We start from the raw sequence: 20,734 nt of genomic DNA on the forward strand, positions 1-20,734 counted from the left end.
GCTTGCAAAGCATTCTGGCTGTTCATGCTATGAGATCCCGGATAGGGTGCCCGCCATGGTCTTGAGCAGGAGGTTTCCGGTGGTCAGGAAGCATGCGCTTCGCGTCGTCGTCGGGTTCGCCGCACTATCCCTCGCCGTCACCGCCTGCGGCCGCTCGACCACCGGCCAGTCGCCGCAGGCCGGTGGCTCCGTCTCGGTCGCCGCCGACGCCAAGGCCGCCGACCTGGTTCCGGCCGCCCTCAAGGACAAGGGCGTGCTGCGGGTCGCCACCGCCGAGGGCTACCCGCCGATGGAGATGTACAAGGAGGGGACCCAGGAGCTGACCGGCGTCGACCCGGATCTGGCGGCCGCGATCGCCGGACGGCTCGGCCTGAAGCTGGAGATGACCAACGCCAGCTTCCCCGGCCTCATCCCAGGCCTGCAAGCCGACCGGTGGGACCTGGCCATGTCCTCGATGAGCGACACCGAGGAGCGCCGCAAGGCCGTCGACTTCGTCGACTACTTCCAGGCCGGCGGCGCGATCATGGTGGCGAAAGGCAACCCGGCCGGGGTGAAGGACCTGGCGGACCTGTGCGGTCGCGCCGTGGTGCTCGCCAAGGGCAGCTCCAACCTCGCCATCGGGGAGAAGCAGAACGCCTCGTGCGCCAAGAAGATGACCATCTCGCAGAGCGAGGACGCCCCGACCGGCCTGCTGCAGATCGACGCGGGGCGTGCGGTGGCCACCATCGTCGACTACCCGGTGGCCAAGATGCTGGTCCAGGACAGCGGCAAGTACGAAGTGCTGGAGGCCCAGTACGACGCCGGCCCATGGGGAATCGCGATCGACAAGAAGGACAGCCAGCTGCGTGACGCCGTCCACCGCGCGCTGCAGGAGCTGATCGACTCGGGCGAGTACGCCAAGATCCTCGAGAAGTGGGGCGTCCAGGGTAGCGGCGTACAGTCCGCCACGGTCAACGACCAGAAGTGAGCGCACCCGTGGAGCCGAGCGTCACGGGCCCGCCCTCGGCCGGGCCCGCTGGCCCGGACACAGCGGAAGTGAACCGGATCAGCCACCCGCTGCGCCCGGGGCGCTGGCTGGCCGCCGGGGTGACCGCCCTGATCCTGGCCTGGCTGGCCTGGTCCATCGCGGTCAACCCGAACCTGCACTGGGACATCGTCGTCCGGTACCAGCTCGACCGGGTCATCCTGGAAGGGCTCTGGGTCACCATTCAGCTCACGGTCGCGTCCATGGCGATCGGCGTGGTGCTCGGCGTGATCGTGGCGCTGATGCAGATCTCCGACAGCCGCATCCTGCGCACCGGCGCGATCGCCTACGTCTGGTTCTTCCGCGGCACGCCCTTGCTGGTACAGCTGATCTTCTGGTTCAACATCGCCCTGATCTTCCCCGAGATCAGCCTCGGCGTGCCGTTCGACGGCCCGAAGCTGGTCACCTGGGAGACGAATGCCCTGGTCACCGGCTTCGTCGCGGCCCTGCTCGGCCTCAGCATCAACGAGGGCGCCTACATGAGCGAGATCGTCCGGGCCGGCCTGCGCTCGGTCGACCCCGGCCAGCAGGAGGCCGCGGCGGCGCTGGGCATGTCCCGGGCGAAAATCATGCGGCGAGTGGTACTGCCGCAGGCTATGCGGATCATCGTCCCGCCGACCGGCAACCAGTTCATCTCCATGCTCAAGACCACCTCGCTCGTCTCGGTGATCGCCGGCGCCGACCTGCTCACCGTCGCCCAGCGGCTCTATCTCACCAACTTCGAGGTGATCGCCCTGCTGATCGTCGCCTCCATCTGGTACCTGGTCCTGACCACCGTGGCCAGCGTCGGCCAGTACTTCCTGGAACGCCGCTTCAGCCGCGGCTTCGGCAGCGCCGCGCCCGGCACCCTGCGCGGCCGCATCGTCCGCAACCTGCGCTTCACGGGGAGCGCGCGATGACCCTGCCGATGGTGCGCTGCCAGTCCCTGCGCAAGAGCTTCGGCCGGGTCGAGGTGCTGCGCGGCATCGACCTGACCATCGACCGCGGCCGGGTGGTCTGCGTGGTCGGCCCCTCCGGCTCCGGCAAGTCCACGCTGCTGCGCTGCCTGAACCACCTGGAGGAGCCACAGGCCGGCCGGGTCTACGTCGACGGCGAGCTGATCGGATACTCCGAGCGCTGCGGCCGGCTGCGGCCCCTGCCGGACGCGCGGCTGCGCCGCCAGCGCGAGTCCATCGGCATGGTCTTCCAGCGTTTCCACCTGTTCCCGCACCGCACCGCGCTGGCGAACGTGATGGAGGGCCTGGTCGCCGTGAAGGGGGTCCCGACGGCCGACGCCCACCGGCGCGCCGCCGACCTGCTCGACCGGGTCGGCCTGGCCGACCGCGCCCACCACTACCCGGCGCAGCTCTCCGGCGGCCAGCAACAGCGGGTCGCCATCGCCCGCTCACTGGCCATGTCGCCGAAGCTGATGCTCTTCGACGAGCCGACCTCGGCACTCGACCCGGAACTGGTCGGAGAGGTGTTGGACGTGATGAAGGACCTCGCGGCGAGCGGAATGACCATGATCGTGGTGACGCACGAGATGGGCTTCGCCCGGGAGGTCGGCGACCACCTCGTGTTCATGGACGAGGGCCTGATCGTCGAGCAGGGACCGCCCCGGGAGGTGCTCGCCGCGCCGCAGCACGAACGGACCCGTGCCTTCCTGTCCAAGGTGCTCTGATGGCGCGGCTGGACCTGCTGATCACCAGCGGGGACGTGCTCGACGGCAGCGGCTCGCCGCCCCGCCCCGCCGACGTGGGCGTCCGCGCCGGGCGGCTGGTTCTGCTGCCGCCGGGCAGCCCTGCCGCCGCCACCGAGATCGTCGACGCGACCGGGCTGGTCGTCACGCCGGGCTTCATCGACGTGCACACCCACTCCGACCTGCTCGCCGGCGACGACGAGCGGCGGGAGGTGCTGCGCCGCGCGCCGCTGCTCCAGGGTGTCACCACGGAGATCTGCGGCAACTGCGGGATCAGCCCCTTCCCGGTCCCACCCGACCGGGCCGGGCCGGTGCGGGAGCTGATCGCCGCGACCTTCGGCCCGCCCGCGTCCGCGTACCCGTCGTTCCCCGAGTTCGCCGCCGCGCAGGGCCGGTCCCGGCGCAATCACCTCGCCGCCCTCGTCGGCCACGGCACGCTGCGCGCCGCGGTGGTCGGCTTCGCGCAACGGCGGGCCACGCCCGAGGAGACCCGGCGGATGTGCGACCTGCTGGACGAGGCGCTCACCGCGGGCGCGGCCGGCTTGTCGACCGGCCTGATCTACTCCCCGGGCGTCAACGCCGGCACCGACGAGGTGATCGCGCTGGCCCGCGTGGCGGCCGCACACGGCAAGCCGTACGTGACCCACCTGCGCGACGAGATGTCCCAGGTCGAGCCCGCGCTCGAAGAAGCCCTCGAGATCGCCCGCGCGGCCGGGGCGGCGCTGCAGGTCTCGCACCACAAGACGGCCGGGCGGCGGGCCTGGGGCGCCACCGTCCGCACCCTCGCCCGGCTGGCGGAGGCGCGCGCCGACGGGCTGGACGTCACCTGCGACGTCTACCCGTACACCGCCGGCAGCACGGCCCTGCACGCGATGCTGCCGCCGTGGCTCATCGCCGACGGGGTGCCGGCGATGCTCGCCGCAGTCGCCGACCCGGCGGTCCGGGACCGGATCCGCACCGACCTGGTCGCGGGGGTGCCCGGCTGGGAGAACACCGTCGGAAACGGCGGCTGGGACCTGATCCGGGTCGCCTCCGCCCCGCACCACCCGCACGCCCAGGGGCACACCGTCGCCGAGCTGGCCGCCGCCCGCGGCGTCGACCCCGTCGACTACGCCTGCGATCTGCTCGCCGCCGAAAACGGCGACGTCACCATCCTCAGCCACTCGATGCACGAGGACGACGTACGCCGGGTGCTGGCCAGCCCGCTGGCCATGATCTGCTCCGACGGCGTACCGAAGGAGGGCCGGCCCCACCCGCGGTGGGCGGGCAGCTTCGCCCGGGTGCTCGGCCACTACGTGCGCGAGGTGCGGCTGCTGGAGCTGGCGGACGCGGTGCACAAGATGACCGCGATGCCCGCCCGCCGCTTCGGCCTGCCCGACCGCGGGCTGCTCGCCGACGGGTACGCCGCGGACCTGGTGGTCCTCGACCCGCGGCGGGTCGCCGACGGCGCCACGTACGACGATCCGCTGGCGCCGCCGCGGGGTGTGCGCTGCGTGGTGGTCGGCGGCCGGGTCGTGGTGGACGGCGGCACGATCACCGACGCGCGGCCCGGCCGGGTGCTGGCCGTACCGGACCGGCAGCCCGCCCTGCGGGGACGGCGGTGAGCCCGGCGGTGCGGGTCGCGGCGATGGTGCGGCGGCTGCCCGACGACCACGTCCTGTCCGCCGACCCCGATCTGGTCCTGCCGCTGGCCAGCGTCGGCAAGGTGCTGCTCCTCGGCGAGGTGGCCCGGCGGCTCGCCGACGGAACACTCGCCGCCGACCGGCAGGTCGAGCTGCTCGACGACGACCGGCAGGTCGGCGGGACCGGCCTGCTCGGCCACTTGTCCCCGCAATCGTGGACGGTCGCCGACCTGGCCACAGCGGTCGGCGCTGTCAGCGACAACGCCGCCACCAACGCGCTGCTGCGGCTGGTGACCCTGGACGCCGTGCAGGACCTGGCCCGCCACGCCGGGCTGCGAAACACCACCGTGCACGACCAGATCCGGGCCGAGCGCGGCCCCGGCGTACCGGAGACCTTCGCCACCGGCGCGGCCCGCGAACTCTGCACCTTCCTCGCAGACGTGGCGAACGGGACCTGGCAGAGCCCGCGGGCGTGCCGGCTGCTGCGCGGCTGGCTCGCCGGCAACACCGACCGCGCGATGGTCGCCGACTCCATCGGCCGCAGCCCGTGGTCGGGCGACGGCATCCAGGTGCAGAACAAGACCGGCACCGACACCGGGGTACGCGCCGACGTCGGCATCGTGTCCGGCCGGCACACCGTCGTCTACGCCGTGATCACCGCGTTCGCGCCCGGGGCCGAGCGAGCCGCCGTGGCCGAGCTACGGCGCTGGGGCACCGCGGTCAACGGGCTCGCCGGGGCCCACCGGTCGGACAGCTCCTGACTGAGCGTCGCCGCCGCTGCGGTCAGCCGCTCGACAAAGCTGCCGACCACCGGATTGGGATTGCCCGGACGCAGCGCCACGCCGATCTCCCGGTGCAGCCCGCCGTGGGCGAGCTGCCGCACCGCCACCCCGCCCGGGTTGCGCAGGCCGAGCGACGGCACCAGCGCCACCCCGACACCGGCCCGCACCAGGCCCAGCACCACCTCGTAGTGGTCGCTGCGGCAGCGGATCCGCGGCGCGAAGCCCTCGGCCCGCGCCGCCAGCTCCAGAACCGAGACCACGCCCTGCACGCCCAGGGTGGTGATCCACGGCTCGGCCGCCAGGTCAGCCAGCCGTAGCCGCCGCCGGCCGGCGAGCGGATGGTCGGCCGGGAGCACCACCAGCTGCGGGTCCACCATCAGCGGCTGGACCTTCGCGTACGGGGACTCCTGCGTCGGACTCAGCGGATGGCTGAAGACCATCACCAGATCCAGTTCGCCCTGTTGAAGGCGGGGGCGCAGCTCATCCGGCTGCCCCAGGATCAGCGCCAGCTCCACCTGCGGATGATCGCGGGTGAAGCCCGACAGCGCCCGCGGCAGCAGTTCGGCGCCGGCGGTGGCGAAGAACCCGATCCGCAGCAGCCCCCTGCGGCCCTCGCCGTGCGCGGACAGTTCGTCCCGGGCGGCCGACATCAGGTCGGCGATCTGCTGCGCGTAGTCCGCCAGTCGCTGACCGGCGACGGTGAGCCGCAGGCTGCGCGGCCCCCGGTCCACCAGCGCCACCCCGGCCTCCCTCTCGAGCGCGGCGAGCTGGTGGGAGACGGCGGACGGGCTCAGCCGCAGCTGCTCCGCAGCGGCGACGATGGTGCCATGGCGGGCGATTTCCAGGACGACCTGCAGGCGTGCGGTGCTGAACATCGGCGGCTGCCTTCCCTGCGCGAGGACGTGCGCGTGGACCGCCGCCCGGTTCCCACTCTCGCATGCTCACCCGCTGCCGCGACAGGGCGGGTCGACGCAGGCGAGGCACCACCTCACGGGTATCCCGACGGTCATCGAATTGCCGCGATTCATCTCGCTGAGTCGGCCGGGAGCCGTCAGGACATCGTGGCGGTCGTGATGCGGGAGAGCGTGGAGGGGTGCAGGGTGGGGCGTTCCCAGCCGTGGGTGGCGAACAGCTCCGGCTGGCTGCGGTGCACGAAGTCGTGGAAGCCGTGCCGGGTGAGCAGCGCGGCCGCGTCGTCCGGTGTCAGGAACGTGCGCCACGGCTCGCCGCGCTCGGCGGCGGTCGGGGCGACCAGGTCGACGTATGCCTGCCCGTCGGCGTCGCGCAACTCGGCCGGGACCATGTGGTCGAAGACCAGCTCACTACCGGCCGCGAGCGAGGCGAGCCGGGCGAGGGTGATGTCGAGGGCTTCCGGGCTCAGGTACATGGTCACTCCGAGCCAGCTCACCACCGCAGGCCGGGTCGGCTCGAAGCCGACGTCTCCCAGCACCTTCACCGGGTCGTCGTGTTCCAGGTCGGCCTGCACGTAGCGCAGCGAAGCGGGTACGGGCAGCCCGGCGGCGGCCAGACGATCCCGCTTCCACGACTGGGTGGCCGGCGTGTCCACCTCGAAGACCGTGACCCGCGAGGCCAGCGGCGACCGGTGGGCGAACGTGTCCAGGCCGGCGCCGAGGATGACGTACTGGTCGACGCCGCGTGCGACGGCGGCGGCCACCAGGTCCTCGGTGACCCGGGAGCGGCAGGTGGCCTGAGCGCGGGCCCCGGCGAGCACGAGATGCCGTCCGTGCTGGCGGTGGTAGCCGATCAGCTCGTCGGCGCGGTCGCCGAGCAGGGTGGCGGCGAGGGGATCGTTGAAGATCAGCGGATCGCCGTCGACGAGCGGATGGGCCGCTCGGGCGGCGGCGGCCATGAGCGCGGTCTGACTGGGCTGCGGAGAATCGGTCACGCTACCGACGCTAGCCACAGCGACCGCCATGATATCACGGGTATCAATTTCAGAAATCGGCGGGCTGGTCGGATTTGGAATGCCCGAATGGTCAGACCGCGGGACGTCCGCCCGCCGAGCAGCCCGAGAGGCCGGTGGCAGTGGGGACGACGGATTCGCCCGGCGCGACGATGGCGAGCTGGCCTCGCCGTTCCGGGAGGTGTCCGGTGTCAGCCCTTGGCCCCTGCCGGGGCTGTGTGACGGAGGTGCTGCTCGACGGCGGCCATGTGCGGTCGATGTCGCCGGTGGCCAGCAGGTCGAGCAGTGCGCCGCGGGAGGACGGACAGGGCGAGGGCGCGTTCGGTGGTGCCGGTGGCGCGTCGCTTGGTGGACGGTTGGGCGGCGGTGAGGACGTCAAGCCAGTCGTCGACGGTCTGGCGGGCGAAGTCGGCCCACGGTCTGCACCCGGGGCCCGAACCTGTTGCCGGACGATGGCGGGGAAGAGACGCGTATGAGCAGCGCTCGCGGTGTGGGGGCTGGAGGGGTGAGTCCGCCTGGCAGCGGCAGCCGGGAGGTTTCCGCACTGCCCGCCTAGCACTGCAGGAGGAGGAGGAGGTCGAACGGCATGTGCAACGCCGATAGATGCCTGATGTGATCGGAGGGTGCCGGACGGAGATCGGGCTGTCGGTGGCGGGGCCCGCGGGTGGTCAGCGGTAGCAGCGCCAAGCGTATGGATCGCCTGGAGTTGATGTTCGTGCGTAGGCGGTGCAGCACTTGGGTCGGAGAGTCGTCGACCGCCTCGGGGGCCTGCGGGGCGGACCCGCCGTAGCGGTACTCGTTGGGGCCGGGGTGATCGCCGTGCGGGGGGTAATGCTCGCAGCGAGGCCCTGACCCGCATCAGCGCAGGGTCGCCCACGCGCCACGGGAACGGCGATGGAGCATGCGCTTCTGGCACCCCACAGGTTCACCACGCCCGCCGATCCCACCACGCAACAGCGCACTTCCTGCACATTCATGGCGACCGCGATGCGGCCGGGGCCTGGGGCACCTGACCCAGGCCCCGGCCGGCGCGTGGCGTGTCACGCTCAGCGGGGGACCGCGAAGCCGGGTCCCGTCAGCACACGCCCTTCTCGGCGTACCTGCGGTGGTGGGGCGGGCGGGAGGGCTGGCTCTGAGCCGCGGGCCGCTCCGGGCCGCCGTGCGGCACCGGCTGGCCGGCTGCCGCCAGCGCGGTGAGCCGCCGGCCCAGCACGGGTACGCCGAGCAGGTCCACGAGGCTGCGTGCGGCCTGCCGTCGGGACGGCATGAACCAGAGGAAGAACCCGGCCCGCATCAGCCAGCCGGGCCAGCCGGTGACCTGCACCCCGTACAGTTCGACGGCGCCCTTGCCGACGCCCAGGCTCGCCGCCTGTCCGAGCCCCCGGTAGGTGAACCGGCGTGGTGATCTGCCGCGCAGCGTCGCCGCGATGTTCCCGCCGATCCGCTCGCCATGCTTGATCGCCCAGAGCGCGTTGGCCGGGCAGGGCTCGCCCTTGACCGGGTGCACCATGTGGGCGTGGTCGCCGCCGGACCAGACCCGTCCGCCGCCGTGTACCCGCAGGTACTCATCGGTGACCAGGCGGCCGTTGTGCGACTCCAGCGACTCCGTGCCCGGCACCGGGGCCACCGCCTGGCCCAGCGTCGACACGACCAGGCGGCTGGCGAGTACCGACCCGTCGTCGAGGTACGCGCCGTCCTCATCGACCCGCACCACGCGGGTGCCCAGATGCACCTGCACCCCCGCCCCGACGAGCTGCCGTTGCGCGTACCGGGCCAGCCGGGTGAACCGGGGACGCAACTGGGGCAGCAGGTCGGGGCCGCCGTGCACGAGATGCACCCGCGGCTCGACCTCGCACAGCACTCGGTAGCGCGGGCGCAGGCTGCGGAAGAGCTCGGCGACCGTGGCCGACATCTCCACGCCGGTGAACCCGCCCCCGACGACGACCACGGTGAGCAGCTCCCGGCGGGTCTGCTCGTCCGGGCTCGTGTCGGCCAGCTCCACCTGTGTCAGCAGCCGCTCCCGTATGGCCGCGGACCCGCCCGGGTTCTTCAGCGACCAGCCGTGCTGGGCCAGCCCCGCGACCCGGGCCAGGTCGTCTTGGCTGCCACAGCCGATGACCAGATGGTCGTACTGCAGGATCAACGCCGCCGCGGCGGTGCCGGCCGGCGCCACGGTGACCTCGCGGCGGGCCAGGTCGACGTGCTGCGCGGTGCCCCGGACCAGCCGCGCCCGGGGGCAGGTGGTCCGCAGCGGGCTCCGTTCGTGCCCCTCGGCGATGATGCCGCCGAGCACCTCGGCGGTGAAGCCGTGGTACGAGTGGTACCCGAGCGGGTCCACGAAGACGATCTCCACCTCGCCCCGGCGCAGCTGCCGCCCCAGCCGCCGCCGCAGCGACTTGTACGCCCAAACCGATGTGTAGCCGGCACCGAGCAGGACGATTCGGGACGGACCGGCTGCCTGCGGTGGGGCGGCCGGCGCGGGCCGCGTGGCCCGGGCGGGCGCCGGCCGGGCCGGCTGCCGGTGACGCGGCACGTTGTCGAGGTACCAGCGGGCGTACGCGGTGATCTCGTCGTCGGGGAACGGCATGATCCCGGCGTCGGGCCGGCCCAGCGCGCGGTCGCTGTTGGCCCGGTCGAAGAGCTTCTCGCCGACCAGGTACGAGCGGTAGAACTCGATGCCCTTGGCGAACGCCCGGTCCGTGTCCTCGAGCTGGGACGGGTCGGTGACGTACTCCGGCTCGGGCAGCCCGGCCAGCGCGAAGATCCGCCGCAGCACGTCGCCGGCGGCCGGCGGGGCCGAGTTGGTGAGGTGGAAGATCCGTTCCCGGCTGCCGGAGGAGGCAATGTCCAGCATCTGCTCGACCAGCGCGTCGACCGGGATGAAGTTCAGCGGGGTACCGGGATCGACCAGCATCCGCACCGGCCGGCGCAGCCGCTCCGGGGCGCGCGCCGACAGGTGCTTGGCAAACACGGCGAGCCGGCGCTGGAAGCCGTACATGCCGGTGTAGCTGCCGACGACCGCCCGGGTGCCCCGATGCCCGACTACGATACTTGGCCGCAGGATGCGGGTGGCCGCGCCGGCGTGGGCGTGGACCAGCGCCTCGGCGGCCGCCTTACTGCGCTCGTACGCGTTGTTGCTGCTGTCGGGCGCGATGAGCCGCTCGGTGATCACCCCGTCGCGGGTGCCCGCGACATAGGCGGTGCTGATGTAGTTGAACGAGACGGCGCCGAGCCGGTCGGCGAGGTCGAGCGCATGCCGGGTGCCGTCGACGTTGGTGGTGAAGATCTCCGCCGCGGCGGACTCCTCGTAGCGCAGCGAGGCGGCGCTGTGCCAGAAGCCCGCGACCGGGCCATGGATCGGCGCCGCCAGGCCACAGCCCGGCCGGGTGACGTCACCGGCGACGGTCCGCACCCGCTCGCCGATGTCGGCGCGCTGGCCGTAGGCGCTCGTCGCAGCCGTCAACAGGCCCCGCAGCCGCGCGTCCGGGTCCTGCGCGCCGGGCCGCACCAGGCAGACGACGTCGTCTTCGGTACGCCGCAGCAACTCCAGGATCAGCGCCAGCCCGACGAAGCCGGTGCCGCCGGTGACGACGTGTGCTTTGTTCACTATGGATCTCCCTGAGAAGCGCAGGTAAGTACCGACGAGGTTCGGCGCGAGGCGCGCCTTACTCCACGGTGGAGAGCTGAGGTCGCGGCCCGGTCCGCATCAGCTTCCGGGCGGCGAGACCGAATCCGACGAGCAGAAGCAGCGGGCCGACCACGCCGAGCAGCCCGAGGCCGAGCATGAAGAAGGCAGCCAGTCCGGCCGCCACCAGACCAGGAAGCCACCACCGCACGACGCGGTCGGCCGCCGCGGAGACCGTGACCGCGAGGAGGCCCACGAACGTCAGCAGCATCCCGGGCAGCACCCAGCCAAGAGAGAAGAGGGTATAGCCGCCGAAAGTTACGTCGACCGCGTCGGCCTGGGCGGGTTCGAGCTGCTGCCGGGCGACGAGATCGGTGAAGTCTCCCAACATGAGCGCACTGAAGTTGATGAGACCGATGGCGGTCACCACCCCGGCGATCCTGGTGAAGGCCCGGCCCCGCTCAACCATTGCCAGCACCGCCGGGAGGAAGAGCATCCATCCCAGATGCAGCAGGAACCCGCTCACCTGAGTCGTCGTCGGCTGCCTCAGGTGGTCGAGCGGGTCGCCGGTTCCGTTCGGCACCGTAGCCATCCCGGCCGCGAAGGCCAACGGCGCCGCCACCATGGCGACCACGCCCGCCCGCCGACGGAACGTGCCGTACCGGTCCGGCTCGGCCGCGCGGCCTTCGCCGGCGCCCGCCGGTGCCCGCAGCAGCCGCCAGGCGGCCGCACCGTACGCGACGACGAGCAGGAGCGGTCCGGTCAGGTTGAGCGGCACCGGCGAGACCGCGAAGGCGACGTATCCGGCCACACCGGCCAGGGCCAGTGCTGCGGTCCACCAGGAAACGACGCGGCCGCGGGCGGCCGTGATCGGCGTCAGGACCAGCGCCAAGGCCCAGCCGACCAGGCCGGGCATCTGCCAGCCGTAGGTGGCCCAGGGCATGCCCTGGAACGCCGTGTCCACCCGGGACACCGCGTCGTCCGGCAGGTTCTGCACCCATGCCAGCAGGATCAGGTCGAAGGCCATCAAGGCGGAGAAGCTGACCAGGCCGAGGACGATCGCGACCCAGCTGATCCGGGCCAGCACGGCACCGCGCTGCCGGATCGGCTGGAGCAGCCCCAGCAGGCCGGGTACGAAGAGCACCCAGGCCCAGTGCAGCAGCAGCGAATGCCACTGGATCGCCTCGGGGTGGGCGCGATAGACGCCATAGCCTTGGTCGTCGCCGAGGGCCGGGTCGACCCCGGTCGCGACGGCCAGGGCCACGGGCGCGAGCACCAGGCAGAGCGCAGCGGTGCGCCTCATCGACACTTCCTCTCTCATGGTCGTTGGTTCGTCGGTGATGTGCCGGCGAGGGACGCTACGAACGACGGGCGGACCCGTCACCCGTACCGCGGGCGAATCGAGGTCCGCCGCGAGGCGGATGCCGGGTCCGTCTCGTGGCGGGCTCACGATGGTGGACGGACGCACTACGGTCGTGGCGTGTGGCGAACCGCGTTTGCTCGGGTACGACGGGTCGACCTGGCCATAGCCGGGGGCTTCGTCGCGTTCGCCCTCATCGAGGAGCGAGCGGTCGGCATGCCGGGAAACTGGTGGCCCTACACCCTGGCCGGCTTCGCCACGCTCGTCGCCCTGCGACGGGCGGCACCACTGGTCGTGATGCTCGCCAACGCCGTGGCGCCGTTACGGATCTTCTATCGCTCGAATGTGCCCGAGTTACGTCTCTGGCAGGTGGTCGCGATACTCGTCGCGGCGTACACGGTCGGCCAGCTCGTAGGGCCGTGGGGCCCGGGCCGGCGGGAGCGGATCCGGGGGATCACCGGCGTCGGGCTGGTCCTCGCCTCCGCGCTCGTCTTATGGGACGCCGACCGCTCTGATCCGATGGCGGCGTTCTTCTTCACCTTCGCGCCGTACGCGCTCGGGGTGGCGGTGGCGGGGCAGGTCCGCCGGTTGGCCGAGGCCGCGGCGGACCGCGCGGCCATCCGCGAGCGCCACGCGCGGGAGGCCGTCCGTGAGGAGCGGGTGCGGATCGCCCGGGAGCTGCACGACATGGTCGCGCACAGTGTCACCGTGATGGTCATCCAAGCCGGGGTGGTCCGTCGTCGGCACGAGGCGGGTCTGGGCGTCGATCCGGAGCTCCTGCGCACCATCGAGGTCGCCGGGCGCGAGGCCGTGGGCGAGCTACGGCGGACGTTGGCGCTCCTGCGCGGGGACAGCAACGAGACGGCGTCGCCGCCGGCCGGGTTAGACCGGCTGGACGAGCTCGTCGCGCAGGTTCGGGAGGCCGGGCTCGACGTCCGGCTACACCGGGTAGGGGAGTCAGCGACGCTGCTGCCGGCTGTGGACCTTTCCGCCTACCGGATCGTCCAGGAGGCGCTCACCAACGTGCTCAAGCATGCCGGCCCGGCCCGGGTCACCGTGCAGGTCAGCTATCAGGCGGACGGGCTGAGCCTCTCGGTTATGGACGATGGTCGGGGTTCCGCCGGCACCGGTGAGGCCGGGCACGGACTGGTCGGTATGCGGGAGCGGGTCGCGCTGTTCGGTGGTGAGCTGGCGGTCGGACATCGTCCTGAGGGTGGATTCGCGGTCCACGCCCGATTGCCGGTGTTGACGACGGTGGTCCCGTGACCATCAAGGTCGTCGTTGTGGACGACGCGCAGATGGTCCGCGTCGGCCTGCGCATGATCGTCGAGACCGAGCCCGAGCTGACGGTGGTGGGCGAGGCGGCGGACGGCGTCGAGGCGGTCTCGGTCATCCGGCGGCTGCGACCCGACGTCGCGCTCGTCGATATCGCCATGCCTCGTCAGGACGGCCTCGCCACGACCCGGGCGGTGCTCGCCGCGCCAGGCAACCCGACCCGCGTCATCGTGCTCACGACGTTCGACACCGACGAGAACCTGTACCAGGCGCTGCGGTCCGGGGCGAGCGGCTTCCTGCTCAAGGTCTCATCACCGGAGCACCTGATCACCGCGATCCGCGTGGTCGCGGCCGGCGAGGCGCTGCTCGATCCCGCCGTGACGACCCGCGTGATCTCCGCCTTCGCTACCCGGCCGGCTCCGCAGCCACCGCCCGAGATCGCCGACCTGACGCCGCGCGAGGAGCAGGTGCTCCGCCTCGTCGCGCGCGGCCTCTCCAACGCCGAGATCGCGGCCGAGCTGTCGGTCGGTGAGGCGACGGTGAAGACACACGTGGCCCGCGTGCTCATGAAGCTGGGCCTGCGCGACCGGGTGCAGGCCGTCGTCTATGCCTACGAGACCGGCCTCGTCCGCGCCGGCTCGACCTGACCTCGCCGTACCGGCCGCACGCACGCGCTCACTATCGTCGTGTCCGGGACTCGATGCGGTCCGCTGGGTTGCCGCCGAGAATCCGACGGTTGCGATCCACGCCATCCAAGGCTCGTTTTCGCTAGTGGCGGCCGATTGAGCCGACCCAGCTCTCGGTGAGGACGTCCAGCATCTCGTCGCGCCCGACACCCCAGGTCCCCGGGTTCCAGTGGCGCGCGACGTGGTCAAGCTCGGTGATGGCGATGACGCGCAGGTGGCCGCCGCCGTCGCGGTGCTCGGCAGCCGGGCGCCCCGGCTCGGTCGGGTGTCCGACTCGAACCCGCTCCTGGCCCGCATGTTCGAGGTGCTCGACCTCACCACCGCCGGTTGGCAGTACGGCCGGGTGCGGGTAGACACCGATGCCGCAGCCCTGGCCGATCGACTGATCTCGACCGCCGGGCAGGTCCTCGCGACCATCGACGACCCGCCCCGGCTGCCGCCTCCGGTCCGCGAGCTGATGCGCCGCAACAGCGCCCTCGATGTTCACGACCCGACCGGTCCGCGGGTGGTCAACGGAATCAATCTGGGCGCGAGAATGCGGGAGACTCTCCTGGTCTGAGACACCGCAGTATCGACCGGTGGCCGACCGGCGTCGAGTCATGCTGCGTAACGCGCTGCTCGCGGCAGAGCCGTGCATCGGCCACAGCCAGCCCGGAACTGGCGTAGTGCAGCCACGATGCGCCCGATGGGGGCACGTAGCATCAGCCCCGGATCGGTGACTTTGGTCCAGCCTGGCAGGCGAGGAGTTCGGAGAGCGCTGGCTTCAAGACGCACCTCAACTGGGCGGCGGCGCGCCGAGGCGGACGCGGCCACGCCCAGCTCGTGGTGGCCGCGTCCCGGTCTGGTCTGGTCCCGCCGTGGCGGCCTGGAACAGCGCAGCTGTTGACCTGAGGTGGGCGGTCAGCTCTGGCGGGCCGCTGATCTCGAACGGTAGCCCGATCGACGCCAGCCGGAGCGTATGCCATTCGGGGGTGTCCGGCGGCGCGAGCCTTCGACCTGGTGCAAGCCTTGCACCACTCCTGGCGCCTTGACAGGCAGCCATTCGGCTGCCTAAATTTAAGGCAGCCGAAAGGCTGCATACCGACAGGCGGCAACCCCGGGTACGAGGGCGGGCATGGACGAGGTGTTCAAAGCGCTGGCCGATCCGAGCCGGCGCGCGCTGCTCGACTCACTCAACGCCCGCAACGGGCAGACGCTGCGCGAGCTGTGCGCCGGACTCGAGATGGCCAGGCAGTCCGTCAGCAAGCACCTCGCGGTGTTGGAGGAGGCCGGGCTTGTCGCCACCGTGCGGCGGGGCCGGGAGAAGCTGCACTACCTCAACGCCGCGCCCGTGCACGAGATCGCCCACCGATGGATCAGCCGCTACGACCGGGCCAGAGTCCAAGCCCTGGCGGACCTGAAACTCGCCTTGGAGGAGACCCCGATGGACACGCCGACCTTCGTCTACACCACCTACATCCGCACCACCCCGCAGAAGCTCTGGCAGGCGCTGACCGACCCCGCCTTCACCCGCCGCTACTGGGCCACGGAGTTCACTACGGACTGGTCCGTCGGCTCGCCGATGACCTGGGACAACCACGGCGTGCTGATCAGCGATCCGGAGCAGGTCGTGCTGGAGGCCGAACCCTACAGTCGGCTCTCCTACACCTGGCACGCCATCACCCCAGAGCTTGCCAAGCGCTTCGGCTGGGACGAGGAGCTGCTCGCCCGGCTGTCCGGCGAGGCCCGCTCGAAGGTCACCTTCACGATCGAGGAAGCCGCGCAGGTCGTGAAGCTCACCGTCGTGCACGATGGCTTCGAGCCCGGATCGAGCCTGGCCGAGATGGTCAGCTACGGCTGGCCGAACGTGGTGGCGAGCCTCAAGACGCTGCTGGAGACCGGCGAACCGCTGCCGGACGATGCGTGACCTCCCCGATCAGGGCTCGACGACCTCGCGAGGCGCCGCCGGGCCGGCCCGCCTAGGTCCTGTCCTGTCGATCATGGGAGCCAGATGATGGCTGCGATCAGGACGAGGCTGGCCCGGCAGAGAGATGCGCGTTTGGCGGAGTGGGTGGCCAGGTCTCGCCACTGCTTGAGTCGCTGATGCGCCACCGCCGGCTCGTCCGCCGCTACGACCGCGAAGGCGACCACTACAGAGCCTTCGCCATCATCGTCAGCACCCTGATCTGCTACAACCGCCTCACCGAATGAGACGCGCCCTAAGCCCCGTTGAACGCCACGCTGATCGAGCCACCGCAGATTGGACCTGTGGTGGACGGGGCGACGGTGCTGACCGTGTCGGCCTGAGCCTGGGCGGCCGACGGCGGGGTGGGCGCGCTGATCACCAGGCGCAGGGCGCGTAGTCCTTGAGGAAGCAGCCGTACAGGTCTTCGCCCTGTTCGCCGCGGACGATCGGGTCGTAGACCCGGGCCGCGCCATCGATCAGGTCCAGCGGGGCGTGGAAGCCGGCGTCCGCCAGCCGCATCTTCGTCGGGTGGGGCCGCTCGTCGGTGATCCAGCCGGTGTCGACGCTGGTCATGAGGATGCCGTCAGCCAGCATTTCCTGGGCGCTGGTCCGGGTCAGCATGTTCAACGCGGCCTTGGCCATGTTGGTGTGCGGGTGCCCCGGCCCCTTGTAGCCGCGGGCGAACTGGCCCTCCATCGCCGACACGTTCACCACGTACTTGCGGCGGGCGGTCGCTGCGGCCATCGCCGGTCGCAGCCGGCTGACCAGCACGAACGGCGCGGTGATGTTGCACAGCTGCACTTCGAGCAGCTCGACCGGGTCCACCTCGTGCACCCGCTGCACCCAACTGTTGACCGGGTCGAGATCCGGCACCAGACCGCCGGCGTCGATAGCGCTGGCTGCCGCGATCCGTTCCGGCGAGGCGGAGCCGCTGGTCAGCGCCAGCGCGGTGAGCGCGTGCGGGGTGAGCGCGTGCGGGGTGAGCGTGGGCGACGCCGGTGGGGCGCTCAGGCTGGCCACCGGGTCGCCCTGGACGGCCGGTTTGGCGAACGTGATCATCTCCGGCAGCGGACCGTCCGGCAGGGCTGCCGCCTCCGCGGCGACGAGCTGCGCGTACGCCCCGGGCGTGCGGCGGACGGTCTGCGCCGCGTTGTTGATCAGGATGTCGAGTGGTCCCTGGCCGCTGACCGAGTCAGCAAGGGCGATCACCTGGGCGGGGTCGCGTAGGTCGATCCCGACGATCCGCAGGCGGTGGAGCCAGTCCCCGCTGTCGGGCATCGCGGCGAATCGGCGGACCGCGTCGTGGGGAAACCGTGTGGTCACCGTGGTGTGCGCGCCGTCGCGCAGCAGCCGCAGCGCGATGTACATGCCGATCTTCGCCCGGCCGCCGGTAAGCAGCGCGCGCCGGCCGGTCAGGTCGGTACGGGCGTTGCGGCGCTCCCGGTTGAGCGCGGCGCAGGGCGGGCAGAGCTGATGGTAGAAGGCGTCCACCTCGCGGTAGCGCTGCTTGCAGACGTAGCAGCCGCGCGGATTGTGCAGGAAGCCGGCCGTGGCACCCACGGTGGGGGAGGCGAGCGGGATGCCCTGGGTCTCGTCGTCGATCCGGCCCGGGGCGCCGGTGGCGGTGGCCGCCGTCACCGCTCGGTCGGCCGCCGCGATGGCATCCCGCCGTTCCTCGCGTCGCCGCTGCTTGATCATCTTGTAGAGCTTCGCGGTGGCCCGTTGCACCCGCACGACGTCGGGGTGATCGGGAGGCAGGTCCTCCAACGCCTCAAAGACGCTGAGACAGGTCTCCAGCCGGCTCGGGTCAATGCCGTGTTGACCGGTTTCGGTGATGTTGTCCGCCGTCATGCCGTCGCTGTCTCGTCCCGTTCCCTGCGCCGGATCTACCCGGCCCACCCCAAGTCCGACCCGGAACTGTACGCACCGCACCGCCTCCGACGCATCCCGCGCCTGTTCATCAGCCCGGAGACCGTCGAGGCCCAACCTCGCCCGGGTCTAAATTTTCAGGTCCTCTTCGGCGCGCCCGAAGAGGTCACCGAGGCGGCTCACGTGCGTAAGCTTCAAAGTCTTGCCAATCGTCATCGGCGGCGGGGCAATGGTCGTGTCGCTCCTCGGACACCAATCAGAGAACGAAGGAAAACGGCCGTTGAGCTGGGAGAACCCGGCAAGGCGGCCTTCGTCGTTCCCGGCGTGGATCTACGTGGTGCAGCATGCAGAGAAGTTGCCCGATGCGGGGGTCCGGGGTTGACGGGCGCTCGGGCGGAGTCAGGCAGCAGTCGCCGGGCGTTGGTTGAGCCACGCAGTACCTGGCGCCGTGTACGCCAGCCCACTGCTTCGGGCCCGGCAGACGGCACAGTACGTCGCGGATGCCGCCGGTGGCTTGCCGCTCCACATCGATGACCGGTTGCGGGAACGGATGAACTGGAGAGGGCCTGATGGCCGGGAGGAACATCCGTCACTCCTCGCGTCGCCCACCGAGCGCGGCAGCATCCGACAACTGGTCCGCGAGGTGCCCCGTCCGGCCAGGCTGGGTGTCACGGAAACGATTCACCGCGACGTACGGTTTCGACTCAACCTCGGCTGCCGCCGGATGCGTCTAGCTCTGTATGCGCACAAAGCACGCGGCGCAGGCGACCTGGAGGTGGCGTGACATCGCACGAGGATGACGATCAGTTCCGGCTGTTCGTCCAGCGACAATGGGGGCCTCTACTCCGGACGGCCTACCTGTTGACCGGTGATCGGGGGACAGCCGAGGACCTCGTGCAGTCGGCGTTGGAGAAGACCCATCGGCGTTGGGGGCGGTTGCTGCGCCGCGACGCACCCGAGGTCTACGTACGTCGGGTGATGGTCAACACGGCGATCTCCTGGCGGCGCCGACGGCGGCCGCTGGAGGTGCCGCTCCTGATCTCCGACAGTGCGTCGGCGCCGGACCCCTATGGGCAGGTGGAAGAGCGTGAACTGCTCCTTGTCGCGCTGCGGCGCCTGCCACCCAGGACGCAGGCGATTCTGACACTGCGTTATTTGGAGGACCTGAGCGAGACGGATACCGCCAAGGTTCTCGGCTGCTCCATCGGCGCGGTGAAGAGCCAGGCATCGCGCGGGTTGGCCCGGCTGCGGGCCGAGTTCAGCTCGACTGCCCTTAGGCCCTCGCACCGGCTGAAGGAGGAACCGGCATGAACGAGAACTTCGCGGAATCGACGCTCAGTCCCGCGCTGAGGCGGGCCGCGGACGGCGTTGGCGTCCCCGAGGACCCGTGGCCGGAATTCACCCGGCGCGAGCGACGGCACCAGCGCACCCGACTGATCCGGACGGTGGCCATCGCTGCGGTCATGGCCGCGCTCGTCGGAATCCAGACCAACGTGTTACCCCTGCCCGGCTGGGCACCCGGCATCGCGGTCGCCGCCGCCCCGGCGTCGTTGCTCGACGCACCGCCGCGCGGTGCCCTGACCGGCGACGAGGCGTGGCTGAACACGCTGCAGGTGCGGTTGAGCACGGACTCGTCCTTGGGTGGCTGGCATCCGGACGGAATGTGGAAGGTCGGTGACCGCGACCGGATCCGCCTGCTCTACGGCAGTGACCAGCCGGGCCAACGGGTCGCGCTGGTGGCGGTGCCGCTGCGGATCGGCCTGCTCACGAAGAAGGCGCTGGTCTGGTTCGTGGGTCCGCCCGGGGCCGGCGTCGAACAGATGCGCTACGCCGGCCACAGTGAGGGCGACGACAATCCCGTGATGACCCTGATGCAGGCCAGATCCGAGTTGAACGGTTTCGCGGTCGTCGTCGGGCCGGCCGATTCCACCGTGACGATCAGCGGCGATCCTCGATACACGCAGAGGGGAACCGTGGAGTACCAGAACATCGCGAGGCCCGACGGCAGCGGAGTCGGGATCGCGGTCCTGCCCACCGCGCCGCTGCGGAGCCAACCCGTCGTCCGGGTCAGCCGCGGCGACCACGTGCTCCATCAAGGTGGCCTGCCCGGCGGCCCGTACGACGTGATCGACCCGACCGGACCGGAAATGGACGCCCTGCTCACTGCCGTCAAGCGCGGCACTCGGGGCGCTCTGCCGGACGACGCCAACCTACGCAACTTCGTGGAAACGGCACTTTCCGACAGTCGCCTCCCCGCTAGCGGGACGACGGTGCGGGTGCCCTGGTCGGGCAGCGCTGACGGCCAGGACGCCGCGCTGCTCACCGTGCAGCCTGCCGACGGCGGGGTCATCGCGTACGCGATGCACGGCGACGACCGAACCGGCTGGTGGACGGACCTGCGCCTGCTGCTGCCCTCCGAGGGTGCCTACCAGCGGCCGATCGGCTGGCGTATCCGGGCCGACAACCCCAGCCGCACGCCGACAGACCAGGTGCGGGTCGTCGCCCCGCCGGACGCGGCCCGCGTCACGGTCGCGGTCGGCAGCGCACCCCCGATCACGGTCACCCTTGATGGGTCAAACGCCGGCACCGCCTCGGTACCGCACAACCAGCCAGCCACCCTCACCGCCTACTCCAGAAACGGCAAGGTACTGGGAAGCACTCCGGTGCCTCCGATCGAGGCCGACATGTCAGGCCTGCCAGGAGACAGCCCGGCCACCCGGGTAACCCCCTGACCGACCGACAGCGTGGCCGAGCCGTCATCACACGGCTCGGCCACGCCGCGCGTTCCAGTAGTCCTGGCGGTGGGATGAGCCCCCCGTCTGTGACTGGGTGGACCCGATGCTCGTCGTCATCAACGACAATGACGTCGTTGACGGTCGGACGGGTGCGACGGAGAACTTGGCTATACAACCGACGGAACGTTCCACGTTGGTAATTGAACAGC

At 71.3% G+C, this 20,734-nt stretch carries 17 protein-coding genes and 2 pseudogenes; 13 read left to right on the forward strand and 6 right to left on the reverse strand.

Annotated features, from left to right (window positions below):
* The first annotated feature begins 79 nt into the window (after window positions 1–79).
* The 5 genes from ACNAVT_RS21430 to ACNAVT_RS21450 all read left to right on the forward strand — a co-directional run bounded on the left by ACNAVT_RS21430 (window position 80) and on the right by ACNAVT_RS21450 (window position 5,085).
* Entirely contained in the window at window positions 80–967 is an 888-nt protein-coding gene (locus ACNAVT_RS21430; RefSeq protein ID WP_416298851.1) for an ABC transporter substrate-binding protein, read from the forward strand.
* Between the two features lie 68 nt (window positions 968–1,035).
* Entirely contained in the window at window positions 1,036–1,923 is an 888-nt protein-coding gene (locus tag ACNAVT_RS21435; protein ID WP_416298853.1) for an amino acid ABC transporter permease, read from the forward strand.
* Entirely contained in the window at window positions 1,920–2,684 is a 765-nt protein-coding gene (locus ACNAVT_RS21440) for an amino acid ABC transporter ATP-binding protein (protein ID WP_416298855.1), read from the forward strand. Before ACNAVT_RS21435 ends, ACNAVT_RS21440 begins: the two co-directional genes overlap by 4 nt.
* Entirely contained in the window at window positions 2,684–4,306 is a 1,623-nt protein-coding gene (locus ACNAVT_RS21445; RefSeq protein ID WP_416298857.1) for an N-acyl-D-amino-acid deacylase family protein, read from the forward strand. The genes ACNAVT_RS21440 and ACNAVT_RS21445 overlap by 1 nt, the downstream gene beginning before the upstream one ends.
* Entirely contained in the window at window positions 4,303–5,085 is a 783-nt protein-coding gene (locus ACNAVT_RS21450) for a serine hydrolase (protein ID WP_416298859.1), read from the forward strand. The genes ACNAVT_RS21445 and ACNAVT_RS21450 overlap by 4 nt, the downstream gene beginning before the upstream one ends.
* Here the strand turns inward: ACNAVT_RS21450 and ACNAVT_RS21455 are convergent.
* From ACNAVT_RS21455 to ACNAVT_RS21470, 4 genes are all read right to left on the reverse strand, one after another.
* Window positions 4,968–5,981, reverse strand: a complete 1,014-nt coding sequence (locus ACNAVT_RS21455) for a LysR family transcriptional regulator (protein WP_416298861.1) — start codon at window positions 5,979–5,981, stop codon at window positions 4,968–4,970. The two genes, ACNAVT_RS21450 and ACNAVT_RS21455, sit on opposite strands and share 118 nt — an antisense overlap.
* Window positions 5,982–6,157: 176 nt before the next feature.
* Window positions 6,158–7,012, reverse strand: a complete 855-nt coding sequence (locus ACNAVT_RS21460; RefSeq protein ID WP_416298863.1) for a class I SAM-dependent methyltransferase — start codon at window positions 7,010–7,012, stop codon at window positions 6,158–6,160.
* Between the two features lie 1,093 nt (window positions 7,013–8,105).
* A complete protein-coding gene (locus ACNAVT_RS21465) occupies window positions 8,106–10,637 on the reverse strand; it encodes an SDR family oxidoreductase (protein ID WP_416298865.1) in 2,532 nt (843 codons plus the stop codon).
* A gap of 58 nt (window positions 10,638–10,695) precedes the next feature.
* Window positions 10,696–11,958, reverse strand: a complete 1,263-nt coding sequence (locus tag ACNAVT_RS21470) for a hypothetical protein (protein ID WP_416298867.1) — start codon at window positions 11,956–11,958, stop codon at window positions 10,696–10,698.
* Between the two features lie 177 nt (window positions 11,959–12,135).
* On the opposite strand from ACNAVT_RS21470, the gene ACNAVT_RS21475 reads away from it, so the two are divergent.
* From ACNAVT_RS21475 to ACNAVT_RS21490, 4 genes are all read left to right on the forward strand, one after another.
* Entirely contained in the window at window positions 12,136–13,281 is a 1,146-nt protein-coding gene (locus tag ACNAVT_RS21475) for a sensor histidine kinase (protein WP_416298868.1), read from the forward strand.
* Window positions 13,278–13,937 (forward strand): response regulator, encoded by a 660-nt coding sequence (locus ACNAVT_RS21480; protein ID WP_416298870.1) that lies wholly within the window; start codon window positions 13,278–13,280, stop codon window positions 13,935–13,937. The genes ACNAVT_RS21475 and ACNAVT_RS21480 overlap by 4 nt, the downstream gene beginning before the upstream one ends.
* A 208-nt stretch (window positions 13,938–14,145) precedes the next feature.
* Entirely contained in the window at window positions 14,146–14,535 is a 390-nt protein-coding gene (locus ACNAVT_RS21485) for a hypothetical protein (RefSeq protein WP_416298871.1), read from the forward strand.
* 555 nt (window positions 14,536–15,090) lie between these two features.
* Window positions 15,091–15,882 (forward strand): ArsR/SmtB family transcription factor, encoded by a 792-nt coding sequence (locus tag ACNAVT_RS21490; RefSeq protein ID WP_416298873.1) that lies wholly within the window; start codon window positions 15,091–15,093, stop codon window positions 15,880–15,882.
* 71 nt (window positions 15,883–15,953) lie between these two features.
* Here the strand turns inward: ACNAVT_RS21490 and ACNAVT_RS21495 are convergent.
* Window positions 15,954–16,055: pseudogene (locus ACNAVT_RS21495) on the reverse strand (IS5/IS1182 family transposase); the annotation flags it as partial.
* Here ACNAVT_RS21495 and ACNAVT_RS21500 point away from each other — a divergent pair.
* The gene (locus ACNAVT_RS21500) at window positions 16,023–16,166 is read left to right on the forward strand and encodes a hypothetical protein (protein WP_416298907.1); all 144 of its coding nucleotides are present in this window, start codon (window positions 16,023–16,025) and stop codon (window positions 16,164–16,166) included. The pseudogene ACNAVT_RS21495 and the gene ACNAVT_RS21500 sit on opposite strands and share 33 nt — an antisense overlap.
* Before the next feature lie 130 nt (window positions 16,167–16,296).
* Here the strand turns inward: ACNAVT_RS21500 and ACNAVT_RS21505 are convergent, their stop codons facing one another.
* Window positions 16,297–17,772 carry an SDR family NAD(P)-dependent oxidoreductase gene (locus ACNAVT_RS21505; RefSeq protein ID WP_416298875.1) on the reverse strand — a complete coding sequence of 492 codons (1,476 nt, stop codon included), beginning with the start codon at window positions 17,770–17,772 and terminating at the stop codon, window positions 16,297–16,299.
* Between the two features lie 418 nt (window positions 17,773–18,190).
* On the opposite strand from ACNAVT_RS21505, the pseudogene ACNAVT_RS21510 reads away from it, so the two are divergent.
* The 3 genes and pseudogenes from ACNAVT_RS21510 to ACNAVT_RS21520 form a co-directional block, all read left to right on the forward strand.
* A pseudogene (locus tag ACNAVT_RS21510) lies at window positions 18,191–18,574 on the forward strand (histidine phosphatase family protein); the annotation flags it as partial.
* Entirely contained in the window at window positions 18,571–19,101 is a 531-nt protein-coding gene (locus tag ACNAVT_RS21515; RefSeq protein ID WP_416298876.1) for a SigE family RNA polymerase sigma factor, read from the forward strand. The pseudogene ACNAVT_RS21510 and the gene ACNAVT_RS21515, both read left to right, overlap by 4 nt.
* On the forward strand, window positions 19,098–20,522 hold the full coding sequence (locus ACNAVT_RS21520; protein WP_416298878.1) for a hypothetical protein: 1,425 nt from the start codon (window positions 19,098–19,100) through the stop codon (window positions 20,520–20,522). Before ACNAVT_RS21515 ends, ACNAVT_RS21520 begins: the two co-directional genes overlap by 4 nt.
* The last annotated feature ends 212 nt before the right edge of the window (window positions 20,523–20,734 follow it).

It is taken from the genome of Micromonospora sp. SL4-19 (assembly GCF_047921475.1).
In the GTDB taxonomy this organism is placed as follows: Bacteria; Actinomycetota; Actinomycetes; order Mycobacteriales; family Micromonosporaceae; genus Micromonospora.